Genomic DNA, 26,637 nt, shown 5'->3' with positions numbered 1-26,637 from the left:
GGCGAGGCCCCCGGGCGACCGCCTGCGCGAGGTCAGCCCGTACCGGTCAACGCCCCCTCCAGCCCCAGCAGATGCCGCTTGCGCTCCAGTCCGCCGGCGTACCCGGTCAGTGAGCCGTCGGCGCCGACGACCCGGTGGCAGGGCCGCACGATCAGCAGCGGATTGGCGCCGATGGCTCCCCCGACCGCGCGGACGGCGGCCCGGGAGGCGCCGATCCGGGCCGCGATCGCACCGTAGCTGGTGGTCTGCCCGTAGGGGATGGCGTCCAGGGCGTTCCAGACCTGCTCCCGGAAGGCGCTGCCGACCGGCGCCAACGGCAGCCGGAACACGGTGAGTTCACCCGCGAAGTAGGCGGCGAGCTGCTCCTCGGCGGCCCGGAAGCGCTCCGGTGCGCGCCGCCAGTCCGCGCGGACGCCGCGCCCGCCCTTCTGCCCGGGCACGGAGAGCGAGGTCAGCGCCCCCGACTCGTCCCCGGTGAGCAGGAGTTCACCCACCGGGCTGTCCACGAGCGCGTAGTACACGGGGGCGGGGGCGGACTCGTACAGCCGCCCGGGGGGCTGGGTCACGGTGCTGGTCATCGCGATGACTTCCTTTCGGCGTACGGGAGTTGGGGCGCCCCCTGGCGGAGGTGCTGATGTGCGTAGGTGCGCCAGGGCCGCCAGCTGTCCGGGGGGTCCTCGCCGGGGTGGGCGGTGTCCGGGTCGCCCAGGGCGCGGGCGCGGATCCGGGCGGCCGCCGCCGCGTCGGCGCCGGGCAGGGCGAGGAAGGCGCGGTGGGCCTCCTCCCGGTCGGCGCCCGGGCCGAGGCTGAGGCGCCCCTCGGTCAGCGCGGCGGCGAGTGCGCCGACCGGCCCGGCCTCGGCGCGGAGTGCGGCGGGCGCCGGGAAGACATGGGTGAGCGTGCCGCAGGGCCGCTCCAGCGGGGTGCCGTGCCGCAGCAGGAGCCGCCGGGACTCCTCGGGCCCCGCGAGCACCCGTACCGCGAACTCCTCGGCCTCGGCGGCGCCCGGTGCGCGCAGCCCGGGGCGGGCGGCCACCAGGGGTGCCAACTCCGGGTCGGCGCCCAGGCGTTCGTCCACCGCGAAGGGGTCCGCGTCCAGGTCGAAGAGCCGGCGCAGCCGCTGTACGGCGGTGGTCAGGTCCCGCAGGTCGGCAAGGTGCAGCTTCGCCTCCAGCCAGCCGCCGGGGCGGGCCGCGCTGGTCCCCGAACCGTGCCCGCCGCGCTCGCCGACGGCCACGATGCCGGTGCCGTGCGGAAGGCGGAGCGTCCGCCGGTAGACGCGGGCGCCCGCGGGTCCGGTCAGCTGCTCGATGCCGGGCAGCGCCTCCGCGGCGAGCTGGTCGAAGAGGGCGCCGGTCCGGTGCGGCCCGCGGTGGGCGAGGCGCAGCGGGACACCGGCCGCCGGGCGTTCGCGGCCCCGCCTCGCCGGGCCCTCGCCCGGGCCGCTCCCGGAGGCGCCGCGCAAGGCGGTGGGCGTGCTGTCGTACACCGCCCGCATGGTGTCGTTGAACTGGCGCACGCTGGCGAAGCCCGCCGCGAAAGCGATGTCGGTCACCGGCAGCGCGGTGGTCTGCAACAGCAGCCGCGCGGTGTGGGCGCGCTGCGCCCGGGCGAGGGCGACCGGTCCGGCGCCGAGTTCCGCGGTGAGCTGGCGCTGCACCTGGCGGGCGCTGTAGCCGAGGCGTCCGGCGAGCCCGGAGACCCCTTCCCGGTCGACCACCCCGTCACCGATCATGCGCATGGCGCGGCCGACCACATCGGCCCGCTGGTCCCACTCGGCGGAGCCGGGCGCCGCGTCGGGGCGGCAGCGGCGGCAGGCCCGGAAGCCGGAGTGCTGCGCCGCGGCGGCGGTCGGGTAGAAGCGGACGTTCGCCCGCTTCGGAGTGACCGCGGGACAGCTGGGACGGCAGTAGATGCCGGTCGTCGCCACGGCGAAGAAGAACGCGCCGTCGAAGCGCGCATCCCGGCTGCGCACCGCCTCGTACCTGGTCTCTTCGTCCATCACGTTCCCCAGTGTGCGCCGGGGCCACGGCGTCGGCTGGCGGAAATCGGACATGGCGTTTGGAGGCCGGGGACAGGGCCCGCCGAGGGGTTCTGCCCCCGGCGGGCCCGCGCACGGGCGGGCGCTCGGCGGCCCGCACGCGAGCACCCCGGCTTCGCACCCGCGGGCCCGGGCCCCGCCGCGAGGGCCGTACCCTCCGCGTCCCGGCCCGGCCTCACCCGCGTGGCCACGGGCTCAGCGGAAGCGCCGTCCCCGCTTGATCTCCCCGGCCATCCGGCCCTCGGCGCCCTTGGCCTTCCACTCGCGGCGCAGCTCGGCGCGGAGGCGGGCGTCGGTCTTGGCGACGATGTGGCGGTTCTCGCGCATCAGCTTGCGGTAGCTGTCGAGCCGGCGGGCGGGCAGCGCGCCCTCCTCGACCGCGGTGAGCACCGCGCAGCCCGGCTCGGCCTCGTGGGCGCAGTCGTGGAAGCGGCACTCGGCGGCCAGCTCCTCGATCTCGGCGAAGACCTGGCCGACACCGGTACCGGCGTCCCACAGGCCCACCCCGCGCAGCCCGGGGGTGTCGATGAGCACGCCCCCGCCCGCGAGCGGCAGCAGATTGCGGGTGGTGGTGGTGTGGCGGCCCTTGCCGTCCACGTCCCGGGTGGCCTGGACCTCCATCACGTCCTGGCCGAGCAGGGCGTTGGCGAGCGTCGACTTGCCCGCCCCGGACTGGCCGAGCAGCGCGGTGGTGCCGCCCGCGACGACCGCGGCGAGGACGTCGACGCCCTCGCCGAGCCGGGCGCTGACCGGCAGCACCTGCACCCCGGGTGCCGTCTGCTCGGCGTCCGCGAGCAGGTGGGAGCGGGTGACCGGGTCGGGCACCAGGTCGGACTTGGTGAGCACCAGGAGCGGCTGGGCCCCGGACTCCCAGGCCAGCGCGAGGAAGCGCTCGATCCGGCCGAGGTCCAGCTCCGCGGCGAGCGGGACCGCGATGATCACCTGGTCGACGTTGGCCGCGAGGATCTGGCCCTCGGAGCGCTTGGAGGAGGTCGAGCGCACGAAGGCGGTGCGGCGGGTGAGCAGCGACCGTACGAAACGCGGGTCGCCGTCCGGGTCGACGGCGGCCCAGTCCCCGGTGCAGACCACCCGCAGCGGATCGTGCGGGGTGACGAACGCGGTGTCGGCGCGCACCGGCCCCTCGGGGGTGACCAGGTCGCAATGCCCGCGGTCGACCCGGACCACCCGGCCGGGCACAAGACCCCGGCGGGCGTACGGGGCGAAGGCCTCGGCACAGTCGTCGTCCCAGCCGTAGGCGGCGAGGGAGTGCGCGGCGGCGGCGGCGGACACGTCCGCGGACTCCGGACAGGACGCCGACTGCCCGGCGGCAGACGGCTGTCGGGCGGCGGAGGAAACGGAGGAAGAGCAGGAGGGGACGGAGGAGGAAGTCAAGGGGAACCCTTCGAGGGGCGGCCCCGGCGGCGCGTCAGACGCGCGGACGCGTGGTGCGGTGTGATCAGCCGGTGGCCGCGGAGGTGGCAAGGACGAGCGTGTGGATGCGGGCAGAGCCCTGCGCCGTGACAGTCATCAGTCGCACCTCCCGGGAATTCCGCTGGGCCGGGACCGGCTCTCGGCCGCCCGGCGAACTCCGCACACAGTAGGGCGGCCCCGGGCGGCCGTGCCACCGTATTTCCGCGCCGCCTCTCCCGGCGTTCTTGTGCCGCCTCTCCTGGCGGTCCCCGGTGGCCCGGACCGGCCCCGCAGGACCGGTCCGGGCGGGGTGGATCAGCCCTCGGAGCCGGGGAGTTCGGCGCGCAGCGAGCGGGCGGCGGCCACCAGGCTCGCCAGGGACCGGCGGGTCTCGGGCCAGCCGCGGGTCTTGAGGCCGCAGTCGGGGTTGACCCACAGGCGCTCGGCCGGGATGGCTTCGAGTCCCGTGCGGAGCAGTGCGGTCACCTCGGCCTGGTCCGGGACGCGCGGCGAGTGGATGTCGTACACCCCCGGGCCGACCTCGCGCGGGTAGCCCGCGGCGGCCAGCTCGCCGGCGACCTGCATGTGCGAGCGGGCGGCCTCCAGGCTGATGACATCGGCGTCCAACTCGTCGATGGCGCGCAGGATGTCGCCGAACTCGGCGTAGCACATATGGGTGTGGATCTGGGTGTCGGGCCGGACCCCGCCGGTGGTGAGCCGGAAGGCCGCGGTGGCCCAGTCCAGGTAGGCGGCGTGCGCCCCGGCGCGCAGCGGCAGGGTCTCGCGCAGGGCGGGCTCGTCGACCTGGATCACCGAGGTGCCGGCCGCCTCCAGGTCGCTCACCTCGTCCCGCAGGGCGAGCGCGACCTGCCGGGCGGTGTCGCCGAGCGGCTGGTCGTCGCGGACGAAGGACCAGGCGAGCATGGTGACCGGGCCGGTGAGCATGCCCTTGACCGGGCGGGCGGTCAGCGACTGGGCGAAGCGGGTCCAGCGCACCGTCATCGCCTCGGGCCGGGAGATGTCCCCGGCGAGGATCGGCGGGCGGACGTAGCGGGTGCCGTAGGACTGCACCCAGCCGTGCCGGGTGGCGAGGTAGCCGGTGAGCCGCTCGGCGAAGAACTGCACCATGTCGTTGCGTTCGGCCTCGCCGTGCACGAGGACGTCCAGGCCCGCCTCCTCCTGGAAGGAGACGACCTCCCGGATCTCGTGCTCGATGCGCTCCTCGTACCCGGCCTGGTCGATCCGGCCCGCCCTGAGGTCCGCGCGGGCCGTGCGCAGCCCGGTGGTCTGCGGGAAGGAGCCGATCGTGGTGGTCGGCAGCAGCGGCAGCCCGAGGCGGGCGCGCTGGGCGGCGGCGCGCTCCGGGTAGGGCAGGCCGCGGTGCCCGTCCGCCTCGGTGACCGCGGCGGCACGGGCGCGTACGGCGGGGTCGTGGACGAGGGAGGAACCGGTGCGCAGCGCGAGAGCGGCGCGGTTGGCGGCGAGCTGGGGGGCGATGGCGTCGGTGCCCCCGGCGAGGCCGCGGGCGAGGGTGACGACCTCGGCGGTCTTCTGCCGGGCGAAGGCGAGCCAGCGCAGGATCCCCGGGTCGATCTCGCGTTCGGCGGCGGTGTCCAGGGGCACGTGCAGCAGCGAGCAGGAGGCGGCGACGTCGACCCGCTCGGCGAGCCCGAGCAGGGTGCCGAGGACGGCGAGGGACTTCTCGTGGTCGTTGATCCAGACGTTACGCCCGTCGACGATCCCGGCCACCAGGCGCTTGCCGGGCAGGCCGCCGGCCGCGGCGAGGTCGTCGAGGTTGGCCGCCGCGGGTCCGGTGAAGTCGAGGGCGAGCCCCTCCACCGGTGACTTGGCGAGCACCGGCAGGGCCTCGCCGAGCCGGTCGAAGTAGGAGGCGACGAGCAGCCGGGGACGGTCGGTGAGCGCGCCGAGGTCGCGGTAGGCGCGGGCCGCGGCGTTGAGTTCGGCCGGGCCGCGGTCCTGGACCAGGGCGGGCTCGTCGAGCTGGACCCAGGCGGCGCCCGCGGCCCGCAGATCGGCGAGGATCTCCGCGTACACCGGCAGCAGCCGGTCCAGGAGGGTCAGCGGCTCGAAGTCCGCCGCCACCCCGGGGGCCGCCTTGGCGAGCAGCAGATAGGTCACCGGGCCGAGCAGTACGGGGCGGGCGGTGAGCCCGAGCTCCTGGGCCTCCCGCAGTTCGGCGAGCTGCTTGCCGGAGTCGGCGCGGAAGACGGTGTCCGGGCCGAGTTCGGGCACCAGGTAGTGGTAGTTGGTGTCGAACCACTTGGTCATCTCCAGCGGGGCCAGCTCCTGGGTGCCGCGGGCCATCGCGAAGTAGCCGTCGAGCGCGTCGGCTTCGACGGCGGCGCGGTGCCGCTCGGGCAGCGCGCCGACCATGACGCTGGTGTCGAGGACATGGTCGTAGTACGAGAAGTGGCCGGTCGGCACCTCGCTGAGGCCGCTCTCCGAGAGGCGGCGCAGGATGTCCCGGCGCAGTTCGCGGGCGGTCTCCCGCAGGGCGGGTGCCTCGACCCGGCCCTTCCAGTAGCCCTCGATCGCCTTCTTCAGCTCCCGGTCGGGACCCTGGCGCGGATAGCCGTACACGGTGGAACTCACTGCCGCGGCTACGGACTCGGTGTTCAAGGAACTCTCCTTCGCGAGTGTTCTCCTCTGGACCGGGGACGGCCGGGGGCGCGAAGGGACGGCACGGACAGCGGGGCGCCGGGCTCCGGAAGAGCGCGGGCGGCCGCTTCGCCTCGTGCACGCCGACCCGCCCTCGAGGTCACCGGGAACTCCGCGCACACCGGTGGCGCGCGGGCAGCGGGCAGGTCTTCGGACTCGCGAGCACGCCTGCCGGGGCAGGCACCTACCGGCCGTCGCTTCCCAGGCCATGGGCCCAGTGCACTTGACGGCTGTCGTTCTCGCTCACCGCTGCGGGGCAGTCCCGGAATCCCACCGGGTTCCCTCTTACGGCGCCGCTGCCTGGCGGGCAGGGCGAACCAGCTGCGAGTGCCACTCTAGGGGGTGTCCGCAGCGTCCCGCACGGCACCCGCGGCGCCCCGCACCCGCCCGTCGGGGCCGCCCCGGCGCGCGCACCGGAAGCCCTCGTACCGCCCCTAAATCCGCCGGGGCCCGCCCCTACTGCTCGCCGTCCAAAACCGGTGACGCACGGCGAGCAGCAGCAGCTCAGCGGGGGGTCAAGGAGGGGAAGGTCACAGAGACGTACGGCTGCCGGTTCCCCGGCCGCTCCCCTAGCCTGTGCCGCATGACGGTCCTCCCCGACGACGAACTCAGTCTGGCTGCCGAATTCCCGGACGCCACCCGCGAGCAGTGGCAGCACCTCGTAGAAGGTGTCCTGCGCAAGACGGGCAAGGAGGGTCTGACGGGTCCGGCCGCCGAGGAGGCGCTCGCCACGTCCCTGGAGGACGGGCTGAGCATCCGGCCGCTGTACACCGCGGAGGACGCCGCGGCCGTCACCGGCTACCCGGGCTTCGCCCCCTATCTGCGCGGCGCCCGCCCCGAGGGGACCGCCGTCTCCGGCTGGGAGGTGCGCCAGCGGCACGCGCACCCCGACCCGAAGAAGACGAACACCGCGGTCCTCGCCGACCTGGAGAACGGGGTGAGCGCCCTGTGGCTGGCGGTCGGCCCGGCCGGGATCCCGGTCTCCGGTCTGAAGACCGCCCTGGAGGGCGTCTACCTCGACCTCGCGCCCGTCGTCCTGGACACCGGCGGCGACTCCCGCGAGGCGGCCCCGGCACTCCTTCGGCTGTACGAGGACCAGGAGATCCCCCGGCACGCCGCCCTCGGCAACCTCGGCGCCGATCCGCTCAGCCACCTCGCCCGCACGGGTGAGGCGGCGGACCTCGACGCGCTCACCGCCTCGGCGGCCGAACTCGCCGCCCGGTGCCGCGACGAGTACCCGGGCCTGCGGGCGCTGACCGTGGACGCGCTGCCGTACCACGAGGCCGGCGGCTCCCCCGCGCAGGAACTCGGCTGCTCGCTGGCGACCGGTGTCGCCTATCTGCGGGAGCTGACCGCGGCCGGCCTCCCGGTCGAACAGGCCGCCGGGCAGCTGGAGTTCCGCTACGCGGCGAGCGCGGACCAGTTCCTGACCATCGCCAAGTTCCGTGCCGCGCGCCGCCTCTGGGCCCGGGTCCTGGAGGTCTGCGGCGCCCCTGGGAGCACCGGTGCCCAGCGGCAGCACGCCGTCACCTCGCCGGTGATGATGACCCGCCGCGACCCCTGGGTGAACATGCTCCGGGTCACCGTCGCCACCCTGGGCGCGGGGGTCGGCGGCGCGGACGCGGTGACCGTCCTGCCCTTCGACAGCGCGCTCGGGCTGCCGGACGCCTTCGCCCGCCGGATCGCCCGCAACACCTCCTCCGTGCTCATCGAGGAGTCGCACCTGGCCCGCGTCATCGACCCGGCGGGCGGCTCCTGGTACGTGGAGCAGCTGACCCGGGAGCTGTCCGAGGCGGCCTGGGCCTGGTTCCAGGAGATCGAGCGGGCGGGCGGCCAGGCCGAGGCGCTGCGGTCCGGTCTCGTCGGCGACCGGCTCGCGGCGAGCTGGCGGGAGCGGTCCGCGAGGCTGGCCGAGCGCCGCGAACCCATCACCGGCGTCAGCGAGTTCCCGCATCTGACCGAGCGTTCCGTGGAGCGCGAGGCGGCGTCCGAGCCCCCGCGCGGCGGGCTTCCCCGGGTGCGCCGCGACGAGGCCTTCGAGGCGCTGCGGGCCCGCTCGGACGCGCACCTCGCCGCCACCGGCGCACGACCCCGCCTCTTCCTGGCGGCGCTCGGACCGGCCGCCGCGCACACCGCGCGGGCCGGCTTCGCCGCCAACTTCTTCCAGACCGCCGGGATCGAGCCGGTCCACGAGCCGGTCAGCGTCGACGCGGAGACCGCCGCGAAGGCCTTCGCGGCGAGCGGCGCCACCGTCGCCTGCCTCTGCTCCAGCGACAAGCTCTACGCCGAGCAGGCCGAGGCGGTCGCCGCCGCCCTCAAGGGCGCGGGCGCCGAGCGGGTCTTCCTCGCGGGCCGCCCGGGCGAGGCCCGCGAGGCCTACGAACGGGCCGGAGTCGACGAGTTCGTCTTCGCGGGCAGCGACGCGGTCGCCGTCCTCACTTCGCTTCTCGACCAGATGGGTGTCGCGTGATGTCGTCAAGTACGGGGCAGCCGGGCCCCATTCCGGACTTCTCGGCCGTGGGCCTGGAATCGGACGAGGCGGCGGGCGGCGCGCACGCCGACTGGCAGGCGGCGGTACGCGAGTCCACCGGCAAGAGCGACGCCGACCTGCTCTGGGAGACCCCGGAGGGCATCGGCGTCAAGCCGCTGTACACCGCCGAGGACCTCGACGGCCTCGACTTCCTCGGTACGTACCCGGGCGTGGCCCCGTATCTGCGCGGCCCGTACCCGACGATGTACGTCAACCAGCCCTGGACGATCCGCCAGTACGCCGGTTTCTCCACCGCCGAGGAGTCCAACGCCTTCTACCGCCGCAATCTCGCGGCCGGCCAGAAGGGCCTGTCGGTCGCCTTCGACCTGCCGACCCACCGCGGCTACGACAGCGACCACCCGCGGGTCACCGGCGACGTCGGCATGGCAGGCGTGGCGATCGACTCGATCTACGACATGCGGCAGCTCTTCGACGGCATCCCGCTGGACCGGATGAGCGTCTCGATGACGATGAACGGCGCGGTGCTCCCGGTGCTCGCGCTCTACATCGTCGCGGCCGAGGAGCAGGGGGTGCCCCCGGAGAAGCTGGCCGGGACCATCCAGAACGACATCCTCAAAGAGTTCATGGTCCGCAACACCTACATCTATCCGCCGCAGCCCTCGATGCGGATCATCTCCGACATCTTCGCGTACACCTCGCAGAAGATGCCGCGGTACAACTCCATCTCCATCTCCGGCTACCACATCCAGGAGGCCGGGGCCACGGCCGACCTGGAGCTGGCGTACACCCTCGCGGACGGGGTCGAGTACCTGCGCGCGGGCATGGAGGCCGGGCTCGACGTGGACGCCTTCGCGCCGCGGCTGTCCTTCTTCTGGGCGATCGGCATGAACTTCTTCATGGAGGTCGCCAAGCTGCGCGCCGCCCGGCTGCTCTGGGCCAAGCTGGTCAAGCAGTTCGAGCCGAAGAACGTCAAGTCCCTCTCGCTGCGCACCCATTCGCAGACCTCCGGCTGGTCGCTCACCGCCCAGGACGTCTTCAACAACGTCACCCGCACCTGTGTGGAGGCGATGGCCGCGACCCAGGGCCACACCCAGTCGCTGCACACCAACGCCCTGGACGAGGCGCTGGCGCTGCCCACCGACTTCTCCGCCCGTATCGCGCGCAACACCCAGATCCTGCTCCAGCAGGAGTCCGGCACCACCCGCGTCATCGACCCCTGGGGCGGCAGCGCTTACGTGGAGCGGCTCACCCACGACCTCGCGCACCGCGCCTGGCAGCACATCGAGGAGGTCGAGAAGGCGGGCGGCATGGCCAAGGCCATCGACGCCGGCATCCCGAAGATGCGCGTGGAGGAGGCGGCGGCCCGCACCCAGGCCCGTATCGACTCCGGCCGCCAGCCGGTCATCGGCGTGAACAAGTACCGGGTGGAGACCGACGAGCAGATCGACGTGCTCAAGGTCGACAACTCCTCGGTGCGCCAGCAGCAGGTGGAGAAGCTGCGGCGGCTGCGCGCCGAGCGCGACGAGGCGGCCTGCCAGGACACGCTGCGGGCGCTGACCGCCGCGGCCGAGGCGGGACCGCGGTCCGGCGGCGGCCTGGAGGGCAACCTCCTCGCCCTCGCCGTGGACGCGGCCCGCGCCAAGGCCACCGTCGGCGAGATCTCCGACGCCCTGGAGAAGGTGTACGGACGGCACGCGGGCCAGATCCGTACCATCTCCGGTGTGTACCGCGACGAGGCAGGGACGTCACCTTCGGTGGAGCGCACACGCAAGCTGGTCGAGGACTTCGAGGCGGCCGAGGGGCGCCGCCCGCGCATCCTGGTCGCCAAGATGGGCCAGGACGGCCACGACCGCGGCCAGAAGGTCATCGCCACCGCCTTCGCCGACCTCGGCTTCGACGTGGACGTCGGCCCGCTCTTCCAGACCCCGGCCGAGGTGGCCCGGCAGGCCGTCGAGGCGGATGTGCACATCGTCGGGGTCTCCTCGCTGGCCGCCGGGCACCTGACCCTGGTGCCCGCGCTGCGCGAGCAGCTGGCCGAGGCGGGCCGGGAGGACATCACCATCGTCGTCGGCGGGGTCATCCCGCCGCAGGACATCGAGACCCTCCTCGGCATGGGCGCCGCGGCGGTCTTCCCGCCCGGCACGGTGATCCCGGACGCCGCCTTCGACCTGCTGACGACCCTGGCCGCCGGTCTCGGCCACGAGCTGTGATCCGATGCCGCGACCGATCGACATCGACAGCTACGCCAAGGGTGTCCTGGACGGTTCGCGGGCCTTCATCGCCCGTGCCATCACCCTGGTCGAGTCCACCCGCGCCGACCACCGCGAGCTGGCCCAGCGGCTCCTGATCGACCTGCTGCCGCACTCGGGGCGGGCCCGGCGCATCGGGATCACCGGTGTGCCGGGAGTCGGCAAGTCGACCTTCATCGACGCGCTCGGCACCATGCTCACCGGACTCGGCCACAAGGTCGCGGTGCTCGCCGTGGACCCGTCCTCCAGCCGTACCGGCGGCTCCATCCTCGGCGACAAGACGCGGATGGAGCGGCTCTCGGCGGACCCGAACGCCTTCGTCCGGCCCTCCCCCACCTCGGGCACCCTCGGCGGGGTCGCCCGGGCCACCCGGGAGTCCATCGTGGTGATGGAGGCGGCCGGTTACGACGTGGTGCTCGTGGAGACCGTGGGCGTCGGCCAGTCCGAGACCGCGGTGGCCAATATGGTCGACACCTTCCTGATGCTCACCCTGGCCCGCACCGGCGACCAGCTCCAGGGCATCAAGAAGGGCGTCCTCGAACTCTCCGACCTGGTCGCGGTGAACAAGGCCGACGGCCCCCACGAGCGGGACGCGAAGGCCGCGGCCCGCGAACTCGCCGGTGCGCTGCGGCTCATGCAGCCGGTCGACGCGGCCTGGACACCCCCGGTGCTCACCTGCAGCGCCCGGGAGGGCAGCGGCCTGGACACTCTCTGGGAGCGCCTGGAACAGCACCGCACCCTCCTGGAGTCCACCGGCCGCCTGGAGGCCAAGCGCCGCGAGCAGCAGGTCGACTGGACCTGGTCCATGGTCCGCGAGCAGCTGCTCACCCGGATGCGGGAGCACCCCGAGGTACGGCGCCTCGCACCCGAGGTCGAACAGCAGGTCAGGGGAGGCGAGTTGACGGCCACCCTGGCCGCGCAGCGGCTCCTGGAGGCCTTCGGCGGCGAGGAAGCCGCCACCGAGTGACGGCGAGAGGTACACCCGCACCATGACGCACACCGACCCCGAGGCCCCCGTACTCCCGCGCCGCGAGGGCCGGGCGGGCCACCTCCTGCTCAACCGCCCCCGCGCGATCAACGCCCTCACCCACGAGATGGTCCACCGCCTCGACGAGACCCTGCGGGCCTGGGCCGAGGATCCTGCCGTCGCCACCGTGCTGCTCACCGGCGCGGGCGAGCGCGGGCTCTGTGCGGGCGGCGACATCCGCGCGGTCCGCGAGTCCGCTCTGCGCGGGGGCGCCGAGGCCGCCGCCTTCTGGCGGGACGAGTACCGCCTGAACGCCCTCATCGCCCGCTATCCGAAGCCTTACGTGGCCTTCATGGACGGCATCGTGATGGGCGGCGGCGTCGGGCTCTCCGCCCACGGCAGCCTCCGGATCGTCACCGAGCGCTCCAAGGTGGCCATGCCCGAGACCGGCATCGGCTTCGCCCCCGACGTCGGCGGCACCTACCTGCTGGCCCGCGCCCCCGGCGAACTCGGCACCCACCTCGCCCTCACCGGCACCGCGGTCGGGGCGGCCGACGCCCGACTCTGCGGACTGGCCGACCACTTCGTCCCCGCCGAGCGCCTGGACGACCTCGCCGGGGACCTGGCGACGACCGAGGCCGCCGAAGCCGTGGAGCGTCACCGGCAGGCCCCGCCCGAGGGCGTCCTCGACCGGCAGCGCGAGTGGATCGACCACTGCTACGCGGCCCCCACCGTCGAGCAGATCCTCGACCGCCTGCACGCCGTGGGCTCCCCCGAGGCCAAGGAGACCGCGGAACTCCTGTTCGGCAAGTCCCCCACCTCCCTCAAGGTCACCCTGGAGGCGGTCCGCCGCGCCCGCACCGCACCGACCCTGGAGGACGCCCTGGCCCAGGAGTACCGCGTCTCCTGCGCCATGCTCCACTCCCCCGACCTGGTCGAGGGCGTACGCGCGCAGGTCGTCGACAAGGACCGGCGCCCGCGGTGGTCCCCCGCCACGCTGGACGAGGTGGGCGCGGCGGACGTGGCCGGGTTCTTCGAGGACCTCGGCGCGGACGAACTGACCTTCTGAGGGCCGGTCTCCGCCCCGGGAGCCGCTGCGCCGAGAGCCGGGCGTCCACCCCGCCCGGCGGAGCTTCCGGGGCCCGGTGTCCACCCCCTGGACACCGAGGTCACCGGCCAAGCCGGGGCAGCGGGCGGCACCTTGACACCGCCTCAGGGAGCCTGGCTTACTGTGGCTCCTGCACGGCCTGGTCACATGCTCGGCGAGCGGCACCGATTCGCCGGGCGGCAAGGGCAACCCCCGTACAGCGAGGGGGAGTTCCACGGCCCGACCGGGTGATCTTCCCCAGCGCGAGGCCCACGGGCCATGACCAGTGACGGTGGCGATGCACACAGCTCGGAGGACGGCCGTACTGCGGCCCACCGGCTGTGTCCTGCTGCGCGCCGACTACTGCGTCGATCTGCTCCGCGTCAGCAGCGCGCTCTGTACCACCACGGGCCGTGCCCGCCCTCAGGGCTGACGGCCTTCCCGCTCTCCGGGCGCCCTTCCCGCGTCCCGCCGAGAGCCTTCCGGGCCCGGTGACGGCCTGCCCGGCTCCCTGACGGCCTTCCTGCCGACTCCTGTCCACCGAAGGCCCTCTTCGCCGCCGACGTCCCACCTGGCTCGCCGAAAAGGTCGTCCCGTTCCTGACGACCGTCCTCCCGTCCCCGACGGCCGCCCCCGCCTCGACTGACGCGCACCTCGCGCAACCGGCATCACTCACGCAGTCGAGGCAGCGGCGTACGCCGTCCCCACACGCCCTCGTTCCTGTGCGTCCTCCGCGCCGCATCGGCCCAACTGCTCCCCGCCGGTGTGCCGTTGCGACGCCCTGGCCCGGGGCGTCTCGATCCGCCGGAGTCCTCCATGAGCGAAGCTCCCCGCCCTGCCGCGCCCCCGGGCCCGGCCGCCGACCCCGAGGCGGACCACCGCCCGGAGCACCGCACCGCCCCCGGGGCGGCACCCGTACCCGTGCGCGTCTCCGCACCCGGCTCCCCCACCGAGGCCGAGAAGCCCGGCGAACCAGCGCCCTCCCCGCTTCCCGCCGCGCAGCGCGTGCTGCCGCGGCGCCATCCGGGGCGCTGGATCGTGACGGCGATCGTCCTCGTGGTCCTCGCCCAGATCATCCACGGCCTGGCCACCAACCCCTTCTACCAGTGGGACCGCTTCGGGTACTGGTTCCTCCGCCCGAGGATCCTCGACGGCCTGCTGATCACCCTCGAAGTCACCGCGTACAGCGCCCTGCTGGGACTGCTCGGCGGCGTCCTGCTGGCGCTGGGCAGGCTCTCCCGGAGCCCGGTGCTGCGGGCGGTGAGCTGGACCTACATCTGGCTGTTCCGCTCCGTGCCGCTGATCGTGGTGCTGCTCTTCCTCTACAACTTCAGCGCGCTCTACCGGACGCTGAGCCTCGGAGTCCCCTTCGGCCCCGCCTTCTTCACCTTCGACGAGTCCCGCCTCGCCACCGACATGGCCGTCGCCGTGGTCGGACTGAGCCTCAACGAGGCCGCGTACGCCGCCGAGGTGGTGCGCGGCGGCATCCTCTCGGTCGACCAGGGCCAGCACGACGCCTCGGCCGCGCTCGGTCTGCCCAGGCGCCACCAGTTCACCAGGATCGTCCTCCCGCAGGCCCTGCGGTCCATCACCCCGAGCTATGTCAACCAGCTGATCGGCCTGATCAAGGCCACCTCACTGGTCTTCTACGTCTCCCTGCTCGACCTGTTCGGCTCCGTGCAGAGCATGAGCAGCACCTACCCCGGCGACATCGTCCCGCTGCTCCTCGTCGCCACCGTCTGGTACCTGATCCTGACCAGCCTCGTATCGATCGTGCAGTTCTACGTCGAGCGCCACTACTCCCGGGGCGCGACCCGGACCCCGGAGCCGACCCCCGTGCAGAAGCTCCGGGCCTCGCTCGGTGGACTGCGGGCCCGCGCCCGCAGGGAGGCGGCACTGTGACCGCCGCGAAGCCCCCGGCCCGAGCGGCCTCCCCCTCCGGCACACCATTCCCGCGACTCCGACAAGGACCCGCCATGCCCGACTCCCGTCCCGCCGCCCCTCTCCCCTCCCGACTCCGCCGCCGGTTGCTGCGCACCCTCGCCGCGGGCACCGCCCTCGCCTCCCTCGGCCTCGGCCTCGCCGCCTGCGGGGGTGACAGCGACGCGGCCACCGAGGGGGACGGGGCGCCGCCGCCCGGTGTGGTCAGGGTGGGCGCGCTGTCGGGCGGTGTCGCCACGCAGACGGACCTCAAGGTCTCCGAGGTGAAGTCCATCAGCGCCGGACTGCCCAAGTCCCTTGCCCGCAAAGGCAGGTTGACCATCGGCACCAGCGCCCTGCCCTCCGTCTTCCCGCCGCTGATCTACATCGGCCAGGACCAGAAGACCCTCACCGGCGCCGAGCCCGACCTCGCCCGCCTGGTGGCCGCGGTCCTCGGACTGGAGCCGGAGGTGAGGAACTCGACCTGGGAGAACCTCTTCCTCGGCCTCGACAGCGGAAAGGTCGACGTGGCCTTCTCCAATGTCACCGACACCGAGGAGCGCAAGAAGAAGTACGAGTTCGCCTCCTACCGCGAGGACAACCTGGCCTTCGAGGTTCCCGAGAAGAGCACCTGGAACTTCGACGGCGACTACCGCAACCTGGCCGGGCAGACCGTCGCGGTGGGGGCGGGCACCAACCAGGAGCGCATCCTCCTCGCCTGGCAGTCCAAGCTGAAGAAGGAGGGCAAGACGCTGCGCGTCAAATACTTCCCGAACAGCAACAGCACCTATCTGGCCCTGGCCGGCGGCAAGATCGACAGCTACTTCGACCCCAACCCCACCATCGCCTACCACATCTCCCAGACCGCGAAGACCCCGAACCCGACCCGCAACGCGGGCACCTTCTCCGGCGCCGGCATCGCACTCCAGGGCCTGATCGCCGCCACCGCCAAGAAGGGCAGCGGCCTCGCGGAACCCATCGCCGAGGCCATCAACCACCTGATCAGGAACGGCCAGTACGCCAAGTGGCTCGCCGCCTGGGACCTCAGCAACGAGTCGGTGAAAACCTCCCGGGTGAACCCACCGGGGCTGCCGCTGAACAACACGTGACGGTTCGAGGGGTGTTGATACCGGGTCCCGGGTGCCTGCTGCCCGGGGTCCCGGTGGACGGAGTGGCCCTGTCCGCCACGCCCCTGGGGGCGGAACCTTGTTCTTGTCAGGAGTCGGGCCAGGCATCGGCCATCGAGAAGGTGACGACCGTCCCGCCGAAACGACTGGGCCCGGAGTCCCAGGAACTGGCGAGGGAGTCGACGAGCAGGAGCCCCCGACCGTGCGCATCCTCGGCATCGGGGTGCCGCAGACGCACGTTCACCGGTAACCCGGGGTTGTGTACCTCGACCCGCAAGGAACTCTCTTCGCGGAACCACTCCACGCGTACGATCCACGGTTCGCCCGACTGCCCGTAGACGATGGCGTTGGTCACCAGCTCGGAGAGCATCAGCACGCAGTCCTCGACAGAACAGGCCATGCCGTACGGAGCAATGAGCCTGCGGAACCAGCGCCGCGCCCTGCCTACCGAATCGGGAAGAGGGTGCAAGGTCATCGCGCCCAGCCGCGGTGAGTCCTCGGAGGGGTATCGGTCGATCTCGTAGGTCTCCACGCTCACTCCTTGCCACTGCCGCCGCAGCGGCGCCCAGACGCTGCACGGGCAGGGTCGTCGACGATCGAGAACGCCGAAGACACAAGGGGGTTGACCCTCTCTTCGCCCGTGATCCGAAGTGGCCTTAGCCACTTACTGGATAGTGGCATTAGCCACTCGCCGTATGCAAGCCGTTCCGGAAAGCGAGATGCCGTCAGGCGAGTGGGTAGTCCTGCTCGAATGCCCAGCGGTTCGGCGGATAGGTGGCCTCGGCGAACTCCAGCGGACGGTCCTGGAGATCGAATACGACGTGGCGCACGAGCAGGACTGCGGATCCTGGTTCGAGCCGGAGAGCCGCCGCTTCCTCCTCGGTCGACAGCCGGGCGCACACACGGTCCTCGGCGTAGCTGCCCTGGCGACCCGTCATGCCCTCGACGTACCTCAGGGTGCCTTCCTTGATGCGCTCGGATTCCAGGAGCCTGGGCGCCCGCTGCCCGACATCAGGTGCGAACCACGAGGTGGAGAGGGTGATGGGCCCGTTCCGGTCGTTCGTGACGCGCTGCCGGTGCACTGCCGGACGGCCGCCCGCCAGACCCAGTGCGGCAGCGACGTGGTCCGGCGCCTCGATCCACCCGGCCGAAGTGATCACCGCGTACTCACCCGGGGTGTAGATCTTCCCGGTCTGCCGTGCCCGCCCGTACAACTCCCGGGCGCGCCGGTTGACTTCAAGGCTGCGCACATAGGTACCGGAGCCCTGCCGCTTCTCCACGAGCCCTTGGTTGCTCAGCGCCTCCAACGATCGGGCGGCGGTGGGCCTTGAGACCTTCCAGTCCGACGCCAGTTGCCGCTCCGAGGGGACCTCTTCTCCGGGCCGGAGATCGCCTCGGAGAATCTGATCGCGTATGTGGTGCGCGATCTGGAGATACTTCGGCTGCGCCTCCTCGATCTGCGGCATGTCCCCTCTTTCTGCTCAAGTGGCTATGGACATTGGCCACTATAGGGCGGCCCTCGGGAGGTCAAGCCCTAGCCTTGGGCGCATGACGCGGTTGATCGTCGCAGCAGGAGGCGGGGGCGACGCGGTCGCCGCCGCCATGGTCCACGCCGCCTTGTACGGAGCGGAAGAGCGGGCGGTGATCCTGACGTACGCCTGGGACCGCCTCCTGATCGACCCGTTGCCCGGGCCCCGGGGCACGGCGGACTTCACCGGCCTCGAACAACTCACCCCCTCCGTCTGGGCGGTGCCGCCGACGGCCCGCCCGGTGGACCCGGCGGGCTCGACACTTCCGCGGCTCGCCTCGGAGGTTCCGCATACCCTCGCTCTGATCGATCCGGACCACGGCGCCGAGGGAATCGCCCGCCAGCTCGACGAGTTGGCGGCTGACTCCGCGCCGACCTCGATCGATCTGCTCGACGTCGGGGGCGACGTCCTCGCGCGCGGGGACGAGCCCACCCTCAGGAGCCCGCTGGCCGACGCCCTGACGCTGGCCGCGTGCTGCCGGGCGGAGATGTCCGTCCGGCTGCTGGTCGCCGGTCCCGGCCTCGACGGCGAGCTGCCCGTCGAGGAGGTGCGCGCTCGACTCGGTCCCCTGGTTCACACCTTCACCGTCAAGGACACCGAACCCATCAGCTCGACCCTGGAATGGCACCCCTCCGAGGCGACCGGGATGCTCGCGGCGACGGCCCGAGGAGTCCGAGGCCTCTGCGAGGTACGCGATGCCGGACTGCTCGTTCCCCTCACGGACGAGAGCCCCACGGTCCACGAGGTCGACCTGGGCGAAGCCCTGGACCGCAATGTCCTGGCCAGGGCGCTACTGCGCACGAGCACCCTGGACGAGGCCGAAGCCCTGAGCCGGGAGGTCTGCGGGTACTCGGAGATCGACTACGAGCGCGACAAGGCCACCCGGCTGAAGGACCGTCCGGGCACCGCCCTCGCGTGCGAGGCCGTGCTGCCGCGTCTCGACGAGTTCGAGGAGCAGGCCCGCAGCCGCGGAGTCACCCACACGACCTTTCGCCACCTCACCGAGGCGCTGCGTCTCCACGGCTCGCAACGCGGCGATCTGCGCCGCTTCCTCATCGGCATTCGACCGCACCGCTACACCGCGCCCCTGTGGCATATCCCGCACCGGGCCGAGCCGTGACCCTGCACGGATGCCTCCCGCGGATACGGGGTCCCGGCGCCGACCCCGGGACCCCGTATCTCTGCCCGGTGCGGGCGGGGCGGGCCCGGAAAGCCCGGGCTGCCGCGCCCGCACCCGTCCTGTCGCGGGCGGCTGCTCACCGCGGTGTCGGTGCCGCGGTCACTGCGGTGCCGACTCCCCGGTGGGCAACGGGCCCTCCGCCGCCGCGCGTTCGGCCTCCTCGTCGGTGAAGAGGCGGGAGCGCAGGAGGAAGCGGACGCCCTCGGGGGCTTCGAGGGAGAAGCCGCTGCCGCGGCCCGGGACCACGTCCACCGTGAGGTGGGTGTGCTGCCAGTAGGTGTACTGGTCGGCGCTCATCCAGAAGGGGACACCGTCCGCCACCGTGCCGAGGAGGACGTCCGAGGCGCCGACGCGGAACTCGCCGCGGGGGTAGCACATCGGGGCGCTTCCGTCGCAGCAGCCGCCGGACTGGTGGAACATGACGGGGCCGTGCACCTCGGTGAGGGTGCCGATCAGTCGGTCCGCCTCCTCGGTCAGCCGGACCCGCTCCAGGCGAGCGCCGTCGGCGGGGGCGGCCATCAGAAGAAGCCGAGCTTCTGGGTGGAGTAGCTGACCAGGAGGTTCTTGGTCTGCTGGTAGTGGTCGAGCATCATCTTGTGGTTCTCGCGGCCGATGCCGGACTTCTTGTAGCCGCCGAAGGCCGCGTGTGCGGGGTAGGCGTGGTAGCAGTTGGTCCACACCCGGCCGGCCTTGATCTCGCGGCCGAGGCGGTAGGCGTCGTTGCCGTTGCGGGTCCAGACTCCGGCGCCGAGGCCGTAGAGGGTGTCGTTGGCGATCTTCAGGGCCTCGTCGACGGAGTCGAAGGTGGTGACCGAGACGACCGGGCCGAAGATCTCCTCCTGGAAGATCCGCATGTCGTTGCTGCCGCGGAAGACGGTCGGCTCGATGTAGTAGCCGCCCGCCAGGCCCTCGACGGTCCGCGCGGCGCCGCCGGTCAGCACCTCGGCGCCTTCCTTCTTGCCGATGTCGATGTAGGAGAGGATCTTCTCGTACTGGTCGTTGCTGGCCTGGGCGCCGATCATGGTCGCCGGGTCGAGCGGGTTGCCGGCCTTGATGGCCCGGGTGCGCTCCAGGCAGCGGGCCATGAACTCCTCGTAGATGGAGGAGTGGATCAGGGCGCGGGAGGGGCAGGTGCAGACCTCGCCCTGGTTGAGGGCGAACATCACGAAGCCCTCGACCGCCTTGTCCAGGTAGTCGTCGTCGGCGGCGGTGACGTCGCCGAGGAAGATGTTCGGGCTCTTGCCGCCGAGTTCCAGGGTGACCGGGATGATGTTCTCGCTGGCGTACTGCATGATCAGGCGCCCGGTGGTGGTCTCCCCGGTGAAGGCCACCTTCGCCACCCGGGGGCTGGACGCGAGCGGCTTGCCCGCCTCCACGCCGAAGCCGTTGACGACGTTGATCACGCCCGGCGGGAAGAGGTCGGCGATCAGCTCGACGACCAGCAGGAGGCTGACGGGGGTCTGCTCGGCGGGCTTGATGACCACGCAGTTGCCCGCGGCGAGGGCGGGGGCGAGCTTCCAGGCGGCCATCAGGATCGGGAAGTTCCACGGGATGATCTGGCCGACCACGCCCAGCGGCTCCTGGAAGTGGTACGCGACGGTGTCCCCGTCGATCTCCGCGATGCTGCCCTCCTGGGCCCGGACGACGCCCGCGAAGTAGCGGAAGTGGTCGACGGCGAGGGGGATGTCGGCGGCCAGGGTCTCGCGTACCGGCTTGCCGTTCTCCCAGGTCTCGGCGACCGCGATCTTCTCCAGGTTCTCCTCGATGCGGTCGGCGACCTTGTTGAGGAGGTTGGCCCGCTCGGTGGTGGAGGTGCGGCCCCAGGCTCCGGCGGCGGCGTGCGCGGCGTCCAGGGCGAGTTCGATGTCGGCCTTGGTGGAGCGGGCGACCTCGGTGAAGACCTCGCCGGTCACCGGGGAGGGGTTGCCGAAGTAGCGGCCCTCGGCGGGCGGGGTCCAGTCGCCGCCGATGAAGTTCTCGTAGCGCGGGGCGAAGCTGACGAGGCTTCCCTCGGTTCCTGGCTGCGCGTACACCATGGCGGCTCTCCTCGGTGCGGTACGGATGGCGGGGTGCGGTACGGCGACGCGCGGGCGGTGCGGCTCCGCGCGTCGCCAGGGCCCACTGTGCGAGGAAGAGGTTGGTGAAAGGTTGGCGGTGGGCGGCCGCCGGGCTTCTCAGCTGCGCAGGGCGGCGTCCAGGCGGCCCGCGGGGATGCCGCGTCTGCTGTCGCCGAAGGGCAGCAACCGCAGGGCGTGTTCGTGGACTTCGATGTCGTAGGGCGCCAATTCCCCGTACTTGAGGGCGTGTTCGGGATCGCCGCTGCTCAATACCGCCTGGCGGACGGCGACTTCGAGGCGGGCGCGCCACTCGGTGATGCCGGGGGCCTCGGAGCGGGGCAGCAGCGGGCCGCGGTAGCGGGCGAGGGCGGCGGCGGTGTCGCTCTCGCGCAGGGCGTGCAGCACCTCGGTGGCGTCGCAGCGGACCGGGACGGTCAGCGCGTAGGTGCCCTTGGTGATACCGCCGCCGAGGGTGCTGCGCAGATGGGAGACCTCGGCCTTGAAGGTGGAGGCGGCCACCGGGCGCTCGCCGTAGACCGCGTAGCGCAGCCGCTCCGGGGACCAGCCGCCGTCGTCGAGGGCGAGCAGGGTCAGGATCTCCCACTGGCGGGGCGGCAGCCGCAGCACCCGGCCCTCGCGTATGGCGGACTCCCGGCCGAGGCAGGAGAGGCGTACCGGGGGCCCGGCGGCCGGAGCGGGGCCCGGTTCGGTGCGCAGCCGTGCCTCCAGGGTGGAGACCAGGGTGCGCACGGTGGTCATCGCGAGCGGGTGGGAGCGGTCCCAGGTGGTGGACAGGTCCAGGACCCCGAGGGTGCGGCCCTCGGCGTCGCGGACCGGCGCGCAGTAGCAGGCCCAGCCGTGCAGCGCGGTGACCAGGTGCTCGGCGGAGAAGACACTGCTGGGGCGGCCGGTGCGCAGGGCGAGGGAGAGGGCGTTGGTGCCCATGGCGGGCTCGTCCCAGCGGCCGCCGGGCATGAAGTTGACGCGTTCGGCCCGGCGGCGCATGACCCGGCCGCCGCAGGTCCACAGGATGGTCCCGGAGGCGTCGGTGACGGCGGCGATGAATCCGGCGTCGTCGGCGATGCTGCGCAGTTCCGGGGCGAGTTCGGTGATCGGGCCGCGCAGCGGGGAGCCGTCCCAGCGCGGGGCGACCTCGCCCGCGTCGGTGACCGGGGCGCTGTCGCGGCCCGGGTCGACGGTGCTGAGCGAGCGCCGCCAGGAGTCGGTGACCTCGGGGCGGGGCTCCGCCTCACCCGGATCCCGGGGGCCGCCGCCGCTGTGCTCGCCCTCTGGGCTCTTCTCGCCGCTTCCGCCGTGCCGGGCGGGGCGCCTTCCCGGTTCCGGGCGGCGCGCCGCCAACTCCGGTACGACCCGGGTCCATTGGTCCTCCAGCGCCGCTCTGCGCTGCCGGAGCCCACCGCGCACTGCCATGGCTCGCCTCGACCTCTGCTTCGCCGTCCGAGGAGTGGTGGCGTCCATCCTGGCGCAGATCGGCGCGGAACGCAGCGGTCCGGAAGCAGTTGACCGCCGAGCGTACGCACAGGGGGCGCGTGCGCCGGTGCGCCTGCGCCCATGGGTACACCTGTGTCCAGGGGGACGGCGGGGACGGGGGTTGCCTCGGCCCGCTCCCGGGGATTGCCGGGGCCCCGTGGCCGTGGCTGCATCCATGGGGACGGCCGTACTCGGGGGCGGGGCCCGACGGCGGCTGCCCGCCGTACGGTCGGGCGCCACCGTACGTTCCCGGGCCGCTCTGCGGACGCGGCCGTCCGTACCAGGGCGGGGCGGCGGGGTGCCGAAGGGCGGCAGGGCAGGGTTCCGGAGCGCGGTTCAGGCCGCTCAGGCCGCCTCCGGGGCCGGCGTCCGGCGCAGGCGGAGGCCGACCAGCACGGCGAGCAGGGCGACGATCGCGGTGAAGAGGACGCCCGCGGGGCGCAGGCCGAGCCAGCGGGTGAGGGCGCCGACGCCGACGACCGGGAGCGAGATGCCGGTGTAGGCGACGACGAAGAACGCCGAGACGGTGGCGCCGCGCTGGGCCGCCGGTGCCGCGGTGCCCACCGAGGTGACCGCGGCGCGGAAGGCGAGGCCTTGGCCGGTGCCGCCGGTCACCGCGCCGAGGATCAGCAGCGGCAGCGACTCCGCCAGCAGCGAGGCGGCGATCAGCGCCAGGCCGAGGACGAGGACGAAGCAGCCGCGGGGCAGGGCGCGGCGGACACCGAGCCGCGGGGAGAGCAACTGGCCCGCGGTGGAGGCGAGGAAGACGGAGAAGACCACCGCGCCCGCGACGGCGAGGTTGCGCACCCCCAGGGTCTCCGCGAGGAAGCTGGGGGCGACCGCGGTGAACAGTCCGAGCAGCGAGAACCCGGCGAACCCGGCCAGGGCGGCGGGCACGAACACCGCCCGGGCCGCGGGCGGGACGATCATGCCCTGGGGCCTGGGGCGGGGCCGGTGTTCGCGGTTCTCGACCGTCTCCGGCAGGCCGAGCAGGAGCAGCGCGGCGAGCGCGAGCAGCGCCAGGTGGGTGAGGAAGGGGAGGGCCAGCGGCCGGGGCGCGTACTCGGCGAGCAGCCCAGCGAGGAGCGGGCCGCAGCCGAGGCCGCCCATGTTGGCGGCGGTGGCGGCGAATCCGGCGCGGGCACGGGCCTCGGGCGGCGCCAGGTCCAGGACGGCGGCGGTGGCCCCGCCGCTGAAGAGCCCCGCGGCGAAGCCGGAGAGCAGCCGCCCGGCGAAGAGCAGCGGCAGCCCGCCCTCGAAGAGGAAGCACAGCGCGCTGGCGGCGGAGAGCAGCAGCGCGAGCAGGAGGACCGGGCGGCGCCCGGCGCGGTCCGAGTAGTCCCCGGCGGTGAGCAGCACCGTGATGACGCCGACCGCGTAGACGGCGAAGACCACGGTCACCATCAGCTCGGAGAAGCCCAGCTCCTCGCGGTAGAGGCCGTAGAGCGGGGTGGGCAGGGTGGTACCGGCCATGCCGATGGCGAAGACGGCGGCGGCCGCCGGGTATCCGAGGCGTACGGGCTGGGGCATGGCCTCACGCTATGCGGTGGCCGCGGGGTGCGCCGGGACCGGCGTGCGGGGACCGGCGCGGCCTCGGTCCCCGGTCTCGGTCCCTCTCCCGCTTCCGGCCCGGGCCTCAGCTGGAGGGGCGGTCGCGGAGCAGGCGGTCCAGGACCCGGCCGAAGAGGAGCCGACCGGCGAAGGCCAGCGCGGGGTCGCAGAAGGCGGGCAGTCCGCGCAGCCGGATCTCCTCGTGCCACTGGGCGCGGGAGCCGGACCCGGCCGCCGGGTGCACGGCGATCTCCGCGTGCCCGGTGACGATCCGGCCGCGCTTCTCGATCCGGCAGTGGCCCGGTTCGCCGTCCCGAGGGGGCTGCCAGGACACCAGCTCCATCGGGTCGTCGAAGCCGAGCGGGCCGAGGCCGGTCCGGGCGAGGAAGCGGGTGCCGGTCCGGTTCGGGGGGCCGGTCTGCACGGTGATGCGGGTGAGCGGCACACCCCCGGCGTGCTGCTCCCAGCTCGTCAGGCGGCGCCAGGTCTCGGCCGGGTCGTGGGGCGAGGTACGCACGAGGCGGATGAAAGCCACGACCCGAGCCTAAGGGGTCTCGCCGAAGCCACCGCACAGGTCCGCCCGATCGCGCGGCGGCCGGGACAAAAACGGCTTCGCGGTCCGCGATGAGTTCGGTCGCCTCTGCCAGTCTGCATGTGTCGTGGGGCCAGATCACCTCACGGCACCGCACCACCGCTGCCTTCAGAGAGAAGCTGATGACCGACACCACCTGCCATATGTCGATCTCGCTCGACGGTTTCGTCGCCGGACCCGAGCAGAGCCGGGACCATCCGCTGGGCAAGCGCGGCCAGGAGCTGCACGGCTGGCACATCGGCGACCCGCGCGCGACCGAGGCCGACGAGACGGCCGACGGCTGGCTGATGCGCCCGCGCGGCGCCTACGTCATGGGCCGGAACATGTTCGGGCCCGTCCGCGGGGAGTGGGACGAGGCATGGGAGGGCTGGTGGGGCGCCGAACCCCCGTACCACGCCCCGGTCTTCGTGCTCACGCGCTACGCCCGTGAACCGGTCGGGATGGCGGGAGGGACCACCTTCCACTTCGTCACCGAAGGCTTCGACGCCGCGTACGCGCGGGCGCTCGAAGCCGCCGGGGGCAGGGGTGTGGACATCGCCGGCGGCGCCTCGACGGTACGGCAGGCACTCGGCGCCGGTGTGATCGACGAACTCACCCTCGACATCGCGCCCGTCCTGCTCGGCAGCGGCGAGCGGCTGTTCGACGGCGTCGAGACCTTCGACTTCGATCCCGTCGAGGTGCTCCACTCACCGCTGACCACGCATATCCGCTACCGCCGTCGCGACGCCGGCTGAGCGAGGACCGGGCCCTCGCCCCGCCCGGTCCCCACCGCACCGGTGAGCACCGGCCGGACCGGCACCGCCGGGCAACTGGGCAACTGGGCAACTGGGCAACTGGGCAAGCCCACAAGGCCGTTCGGCGGGGCGCAGCCGGTGGTGCGCCCCGCCGGGCGGGATCAGGCCTCCGCCGCCGGGGCTTCGGCGGCCGGGCGGTTCTCCTCCGGCGTACGGGAGGAGTCCAGGCTGTCCATGAAGGAACTGACGGAGAAGACCGCGCGGCCGGGGCCCGCGGGGCCGTATCCGGGCGGCGAGGAGAGGCCGAACTCGTCCATGGTGGAGCGGTAGGCGTCGAGGAGCCGGATGTGGTACTCCAGCGGGGCGCCCTGCGGATTGGCCTTGCCGAGCGGGGTGGTGGGCTCCGGGCACCAGGTGGTGAAGCGCGGGGTGATGCCGTGCGACATGAAGAAGCGCAGGCCCTCCGTGGTGGAGGTGATCGCCTCGTCGACGCTGGTGAAGCCGAAGGGCTCGGCCATCTCCACCCCAGCCACGAAGTTGGGGATGACATTGCGGGCGCCGAAGACGTCGGCGGAGTCGAGGATCCGGCGGTGCCACTCGTCGCGGCCGACGTAGCGCTCCTTGCCGGGGCAGTACAGCTCGAAGAGGCGGCGGTCCCAGACCTCGTAGTTGGGGTGGTAGATCTGCACCCCGTAGTCGTGGAAGCGCTTGACGTCGTCCTTGGGCAGGGCCTGGGCGACGACCTTGCCGATCCAGCGGCCCGGGAAGCGCTCCTCGATGGCCTTGGCGTACTGGCCGTAGAAGTCGGCCTCGTCCCGGCCGCCGATGTGCGAGGTGATCGCGCCGCCGGTCAGCGTGTAGGCGGTGGAGGACTTCGCGGTGTCGTACTTGTCGATGATGGCGAGGGCTTCGAGGACCTCCTCGACGGGCTTGACCCCGGTGTAGGGCCGCCCGGCCGCCTTGTGCTGGCGCCAGTTGTGGTTGATGTCGCAGTACTGGCACTCCTCCTTGGCGCCGAAGTACTGGCAGACCCGGAAGACCGTGAGGTAGATCAGATAGCCCCACTGGATGGTGGGGGCGACCTCCATCACGGACTTGCCGTTTTCCAGGGTGTGCCGGTAGTAGTCCGGCATCGGCGGCAGGCCCACGTCCGCGATGCGCTGCCCGTCGAGGTAGAGGCCGAGCATGCCGTCCTCGTCGGCGGCGACCCGGTAGGGGGAGCTGGGGTTGACCCGTACCGAGACCACGGTGCGGCGCAGCTCGTAGGGGCCGCCGGTGAGGACGATCTCCTCGGGCGGGCGGCGCAGGGCGGCCGCGCCCAGCTCGGGCAGGGTGCCGTGGTCGAAGGAGAAGATGAAGTACGACTTCGGCTTGACGTCGCCGCCCTCGTTGTCGCTGAGCGCGGACTCGTCGAAGGCGATACCGCCGCGCAGCAGGTCCTCCTTGAAGACCGCCTCACGCGGTACATGCGGGAACCGCTCCATCAGATCCTCGACCAACGCGGTGCGGCCGGCGCCCATGTCGTCTCCCTT

21 protein-coding genes and 1 riboswitch are annotated in these 26,637 nt (G+C 73.0%); of the genes, 9 read left to right on the top strand and 12 right to left on the bottom strand.

Annotated features, from left to right (window positions below; genetic code table 11):
* Positions 1–32: 32 nt before the first annotated feature.
* The 4 genes from HFV08_RS25525 to metE all read right to left on the bottom strand — a co-directional run bounded on the left by HFV08_RS25525 (position 33) and on the right by metE (position 6,091).
* On the bottom strand, positions 33–578 hold the full coding sequence (locus HFV08_RS25525) for a methylated-DNA--[protein]-cysteine S-methyltransferase (protein WP_168542822.1): 546 nt from the start codon (positions 576–578) through the stop codon (positions 33–35).
* Positions 575–2,002, bottom strand: coding sequence for a bifunctional transcriptional activator/DNA repair enzyme AdaA (locus HFV08_RS25520; RefSeq protein ID WP_168542834.1), 1,428 nt, complete (start codon positions 2,000–2,002; stop codon positions 575–577). The genes HFV08_RS25525 and HFV08_RS25520 overlap by 4 nt, the downstream gene beginning before the upstream one ends.
* 234 nt (positions 2,003–2,236) lie before the next feature.
* Complete coding sequence (gene rsgA / locus HFV08_RS25515; protein ID WP_168542821.1) at positions 2,237–3,331, bottom strand: ribosome small subunit-dependent GTPase A; 1,095 nt, start codon at positions 3,329–3,331, stop codon at positions 2,237–2,239.
* A 435-nt stretch (positions 3,332–3,766) separates the two neighbouring features.
* The gene (gene metE, locus HFV08_RS25510; protein WP_168542820.1) at positions 3,767–6,091 is read right to left on the bottom strand and encodes a 5-methyltetrahydropteroyltriglutamate--homocysteine S-methyltransferase; all 2,325 of its coding nucleotides are present in this window, start codon (positions 6,089–6,091) and stop codon (positions 3,767–3,769) included.
* Positions 6,092–6,254: 163 nt separating this feature from the next.
* Positions 6,255–6,467: riboswitch (cobalamin riboswitch) on the bottom strand.
* A 246-nt stretch (positions 6,468–6,713) separates the two neighbouring features.
* Here metE and mutA point away from each other — a divergent pair.
* The 7 genes from mutA to HFV08_RS25480 all read left to right on the top strand — a co-directional run bounded on the left by mutA (position 6,714) and on the right by HFV08_RS25480 (position 15,953).
* Positions 6,714–8,600 carry a methylmalonyl-CoA mutase small subunit gene (gene mutA / locus HFV08_RS25505; RefSeq protein ID WP_168542819.1) on the top strand — a complete coding sequence of 629 codons (1,887 nt, stop codon included), beginning with the start codon at positions 6,714–6,716 and terminating at the stop codon, positions 8,598–8,600.
* Positions 8,600–10,831, top strand: a complete 2,232-nt coding sequence (gene scpA / locus HFV08_RS25500) for a methylmalonyl-CoA mutase (protein WP_168542818.1) — start codon at positions 8,600–8,602, stop codon at positions 10,829–10,831. The genes mutA and scpA overlap by 1 nt, the downstream gene beginning before the upstream one ends.
* 4 nt (positions 10,832–10,835) lie before the next feature.
* Positions 10,836–11,837, top strand: a complete 1,002-nt coding sequence (gene meaB / locus HFV08_RS25495) for a methylmalonyl Co-A mutase-associated GTPase MeaB (protein ID WP_168542817.1) — start codon at positions 10,836–10,838, stop codon at positions 11,835–11,837.
* Positions 11,838–11,859: 22 nt separating this feature from the next.
* Positions 11,860–12,906, top strand: a complete 1,047-nt coding sequence (locus tag HFV08_RS25490; protein ID WP_168542816.1) for an enoyl-CoA hydratase/isomerase family protein — start codon at positions 11,860–11,862, stop codon at positions 12,904–12,906.
* A 316-nt stretch (positions 12,907–13,222) separates the two neighbouring features.
* Positions 13,223–13,357: a hypothetical protein gene (locus HFV08_RS32170; RefSeq protein WP_281373550.1), complete on the top strand. Its 135-nt coding sequence runs from the start codon at positions 13,223–13,225 to the stop codon at positions 13,355–13,357.
* Positions 13,358–13,740: 383 nt separating this feature from the next.
* Positions 13,741–14,826, top strand: a complete 1,086-nt coding sequence (locus tag HFV08_RS25485) for an amino acid ABC transporter permease (protein WP_168542815.1) — start codon at positions 13,741–13,743, stop codon at positions 14,824–14,826.
* 74 nt (positions 14,827–14,900) lie between these two features.
* Positions 14,901–15,953 (top strand): ABC transporter substrate-binding protein, encoded by a 1,053-nt coding sequence (locus HFV08_RS25480; protein ID WP_168542814.1) that lies wholly within the window; start codon positions 14,901–14,903, stop codon positions 15,951–15,953.
* A 106-nt stretch (positions 15,954–16,059) separates the two neighbouring features.
* Here HFV08_RS25480 and HFV08_RS25475 read toward each other — a convergent pair whose 3' ends face one another.
* Positions 16,060–16,446 (bottom strand): ATP-binding protein, encoded by a 387-nt coding sequence (locus tag HFV08_RS25475; RefSeq protein WP_168542833.1) that lies wholly within the window; start codon positions 16,444–16,446, stop codon positions 16,060–16,062.
* Between the two features lie 250 nt (positions 16,447–16,696).
* Positions 16,697–17,437, bottom strand: a complete 741-nt coding sequence (locus HFV08_RS25470; protein ID WP_168542813.1) for a GntR family transcriptional regulator — start codon at positions 17,435–17,437, stop codon at positions 16,697–16,699.
* Between the two features lie 82 nt (positions 17,438–17,519).
* On the opposite strand from HFV08_RS25470, the gene HFV08_RS25465 reads away from it, so the two are divergent.
* Complete coding sequence (locus HFV08_RS25465) at positions 17,520–18,620, top strand: DUF1152 domain-containing protein (protein ID WP_168542812.1); 1,101 nt, start codon at positions 17,520–17,522, stop codon at positions 18,618–18,620.
* A gap of 159 nt (positions 18,621–18,779) precedes the next feature.
* On the opposite strand, the gene HFV08_RS25460 is transcribed toward HFV08_RS25465, so the two are convergent.
* The 5 genes from HFV08_RS25460 to HFV08_RS25440 all read right to left on the bottom strand — a co-directional run bounded on the left by HFV08_RS25460 (position 18,780) and on the right by HFV08_RS25440 (position 24,314).
* Complete coding sequence (locus HFV08_RS25460; protein ID WP_168542811.1) at positions 18,780–19,199, bottom strand: DUF779 domain-containing protein; 420 nt, start codon at positions 19,197–19,199, stop codon at positions 18,780–18,782.
* Complete coding sequence (exaC, locus tag HFV08_RS25455) at positions 19,199–20,716, bottom strand: acetaldehyde dehydrogenase ExaC (RefSeq protein WP_168542810.1); 1,518 nt, start codon at positions 20,714–20,716, stop codon at positions 19,199–19,201. Before exaC ends, HFV08_RS25460 begins: the two co-directional genes overlap by 1 nt.
* Before the next feature lie 138 nt (positions 20,717–20,854).
* Complete coding sequence (locus tag HFV08_RS25450; protein ID WP_168542809.1) at positions 20,855–22,168, bottom strand: GAF domain-containing protein; 1,314 nt, start codon at positions 22,166–22,168, stop codon at positions 20,855–20,857.
* 405 nt (positions 22,169–22,573) lie between these two features.
* Positions 22,574–23,758, bottom strand: coding sequence for an MFS transporter (locus tag HFV08_RS25445; RefSeq protein WP_168542808.1), 1,185 nt, complete (start codon positions 23,756–23,758; stop codon positions 22,574–22,576).
* Between the two features lie 106 nt (positions 23,759–23,864).
* Complete coding sequence (locus tag HFV08_RS25440) at positions 23,865–24,314, bottom strand: SRPBCC family protein (protein WP_168542807.1); 450 nt, start codon at positions 24,312–24,314, stop codon at positions 23,865–23,867.
* 179 nt (positions 24,315–24,493) lie between these two features.
* Here HFV08_RS25440 and HFV08_RS25435 point away from each other — a divergent pair, with 179 nt between their 5' ends.
* On the top strand, positions 24,494–25,105 hold the full coding sequence (locus tag HFV08_RS25435; RefSeq protein WP_168542806.1) for a dihydrofolate reductase family protein: 612 nt from the start codon (positions 24,494–24,496) through the stop codon (positions 25,103–25,105).
* Positions 25,106–25,266: 161 nt separating this feature from the next.
* Here the strand turns inward: HFV08_RS25435 and HFV08_RS25430 are convergent, their stop codons facing one another.
* A complete protein-coding gene (locus HFV08_RS25430) occupies positions 25,267–26,625 on the bottom strand; it encodes a radical SAM protein (protein ID WP_168542805.1) in 1,359 nt (452 codons plus the stop codon).
* Positions 26,626–26,637: the final 12 nt, after the last annotated feature.

This window comes from Streptomyces physcomitrii, from assembly GCF_012273655.1.
In the GTDB taxonomy this organism is placed as follows: Bacteria; Actinomycetota; Actinomycetes; order Streptomycetales; family Streptomycetaceae; genus Streptomyces; species Streptomyces physcomitrii.
This window is presented reverse-complemented; position numbering and strand designations above follow the sequence as displayed.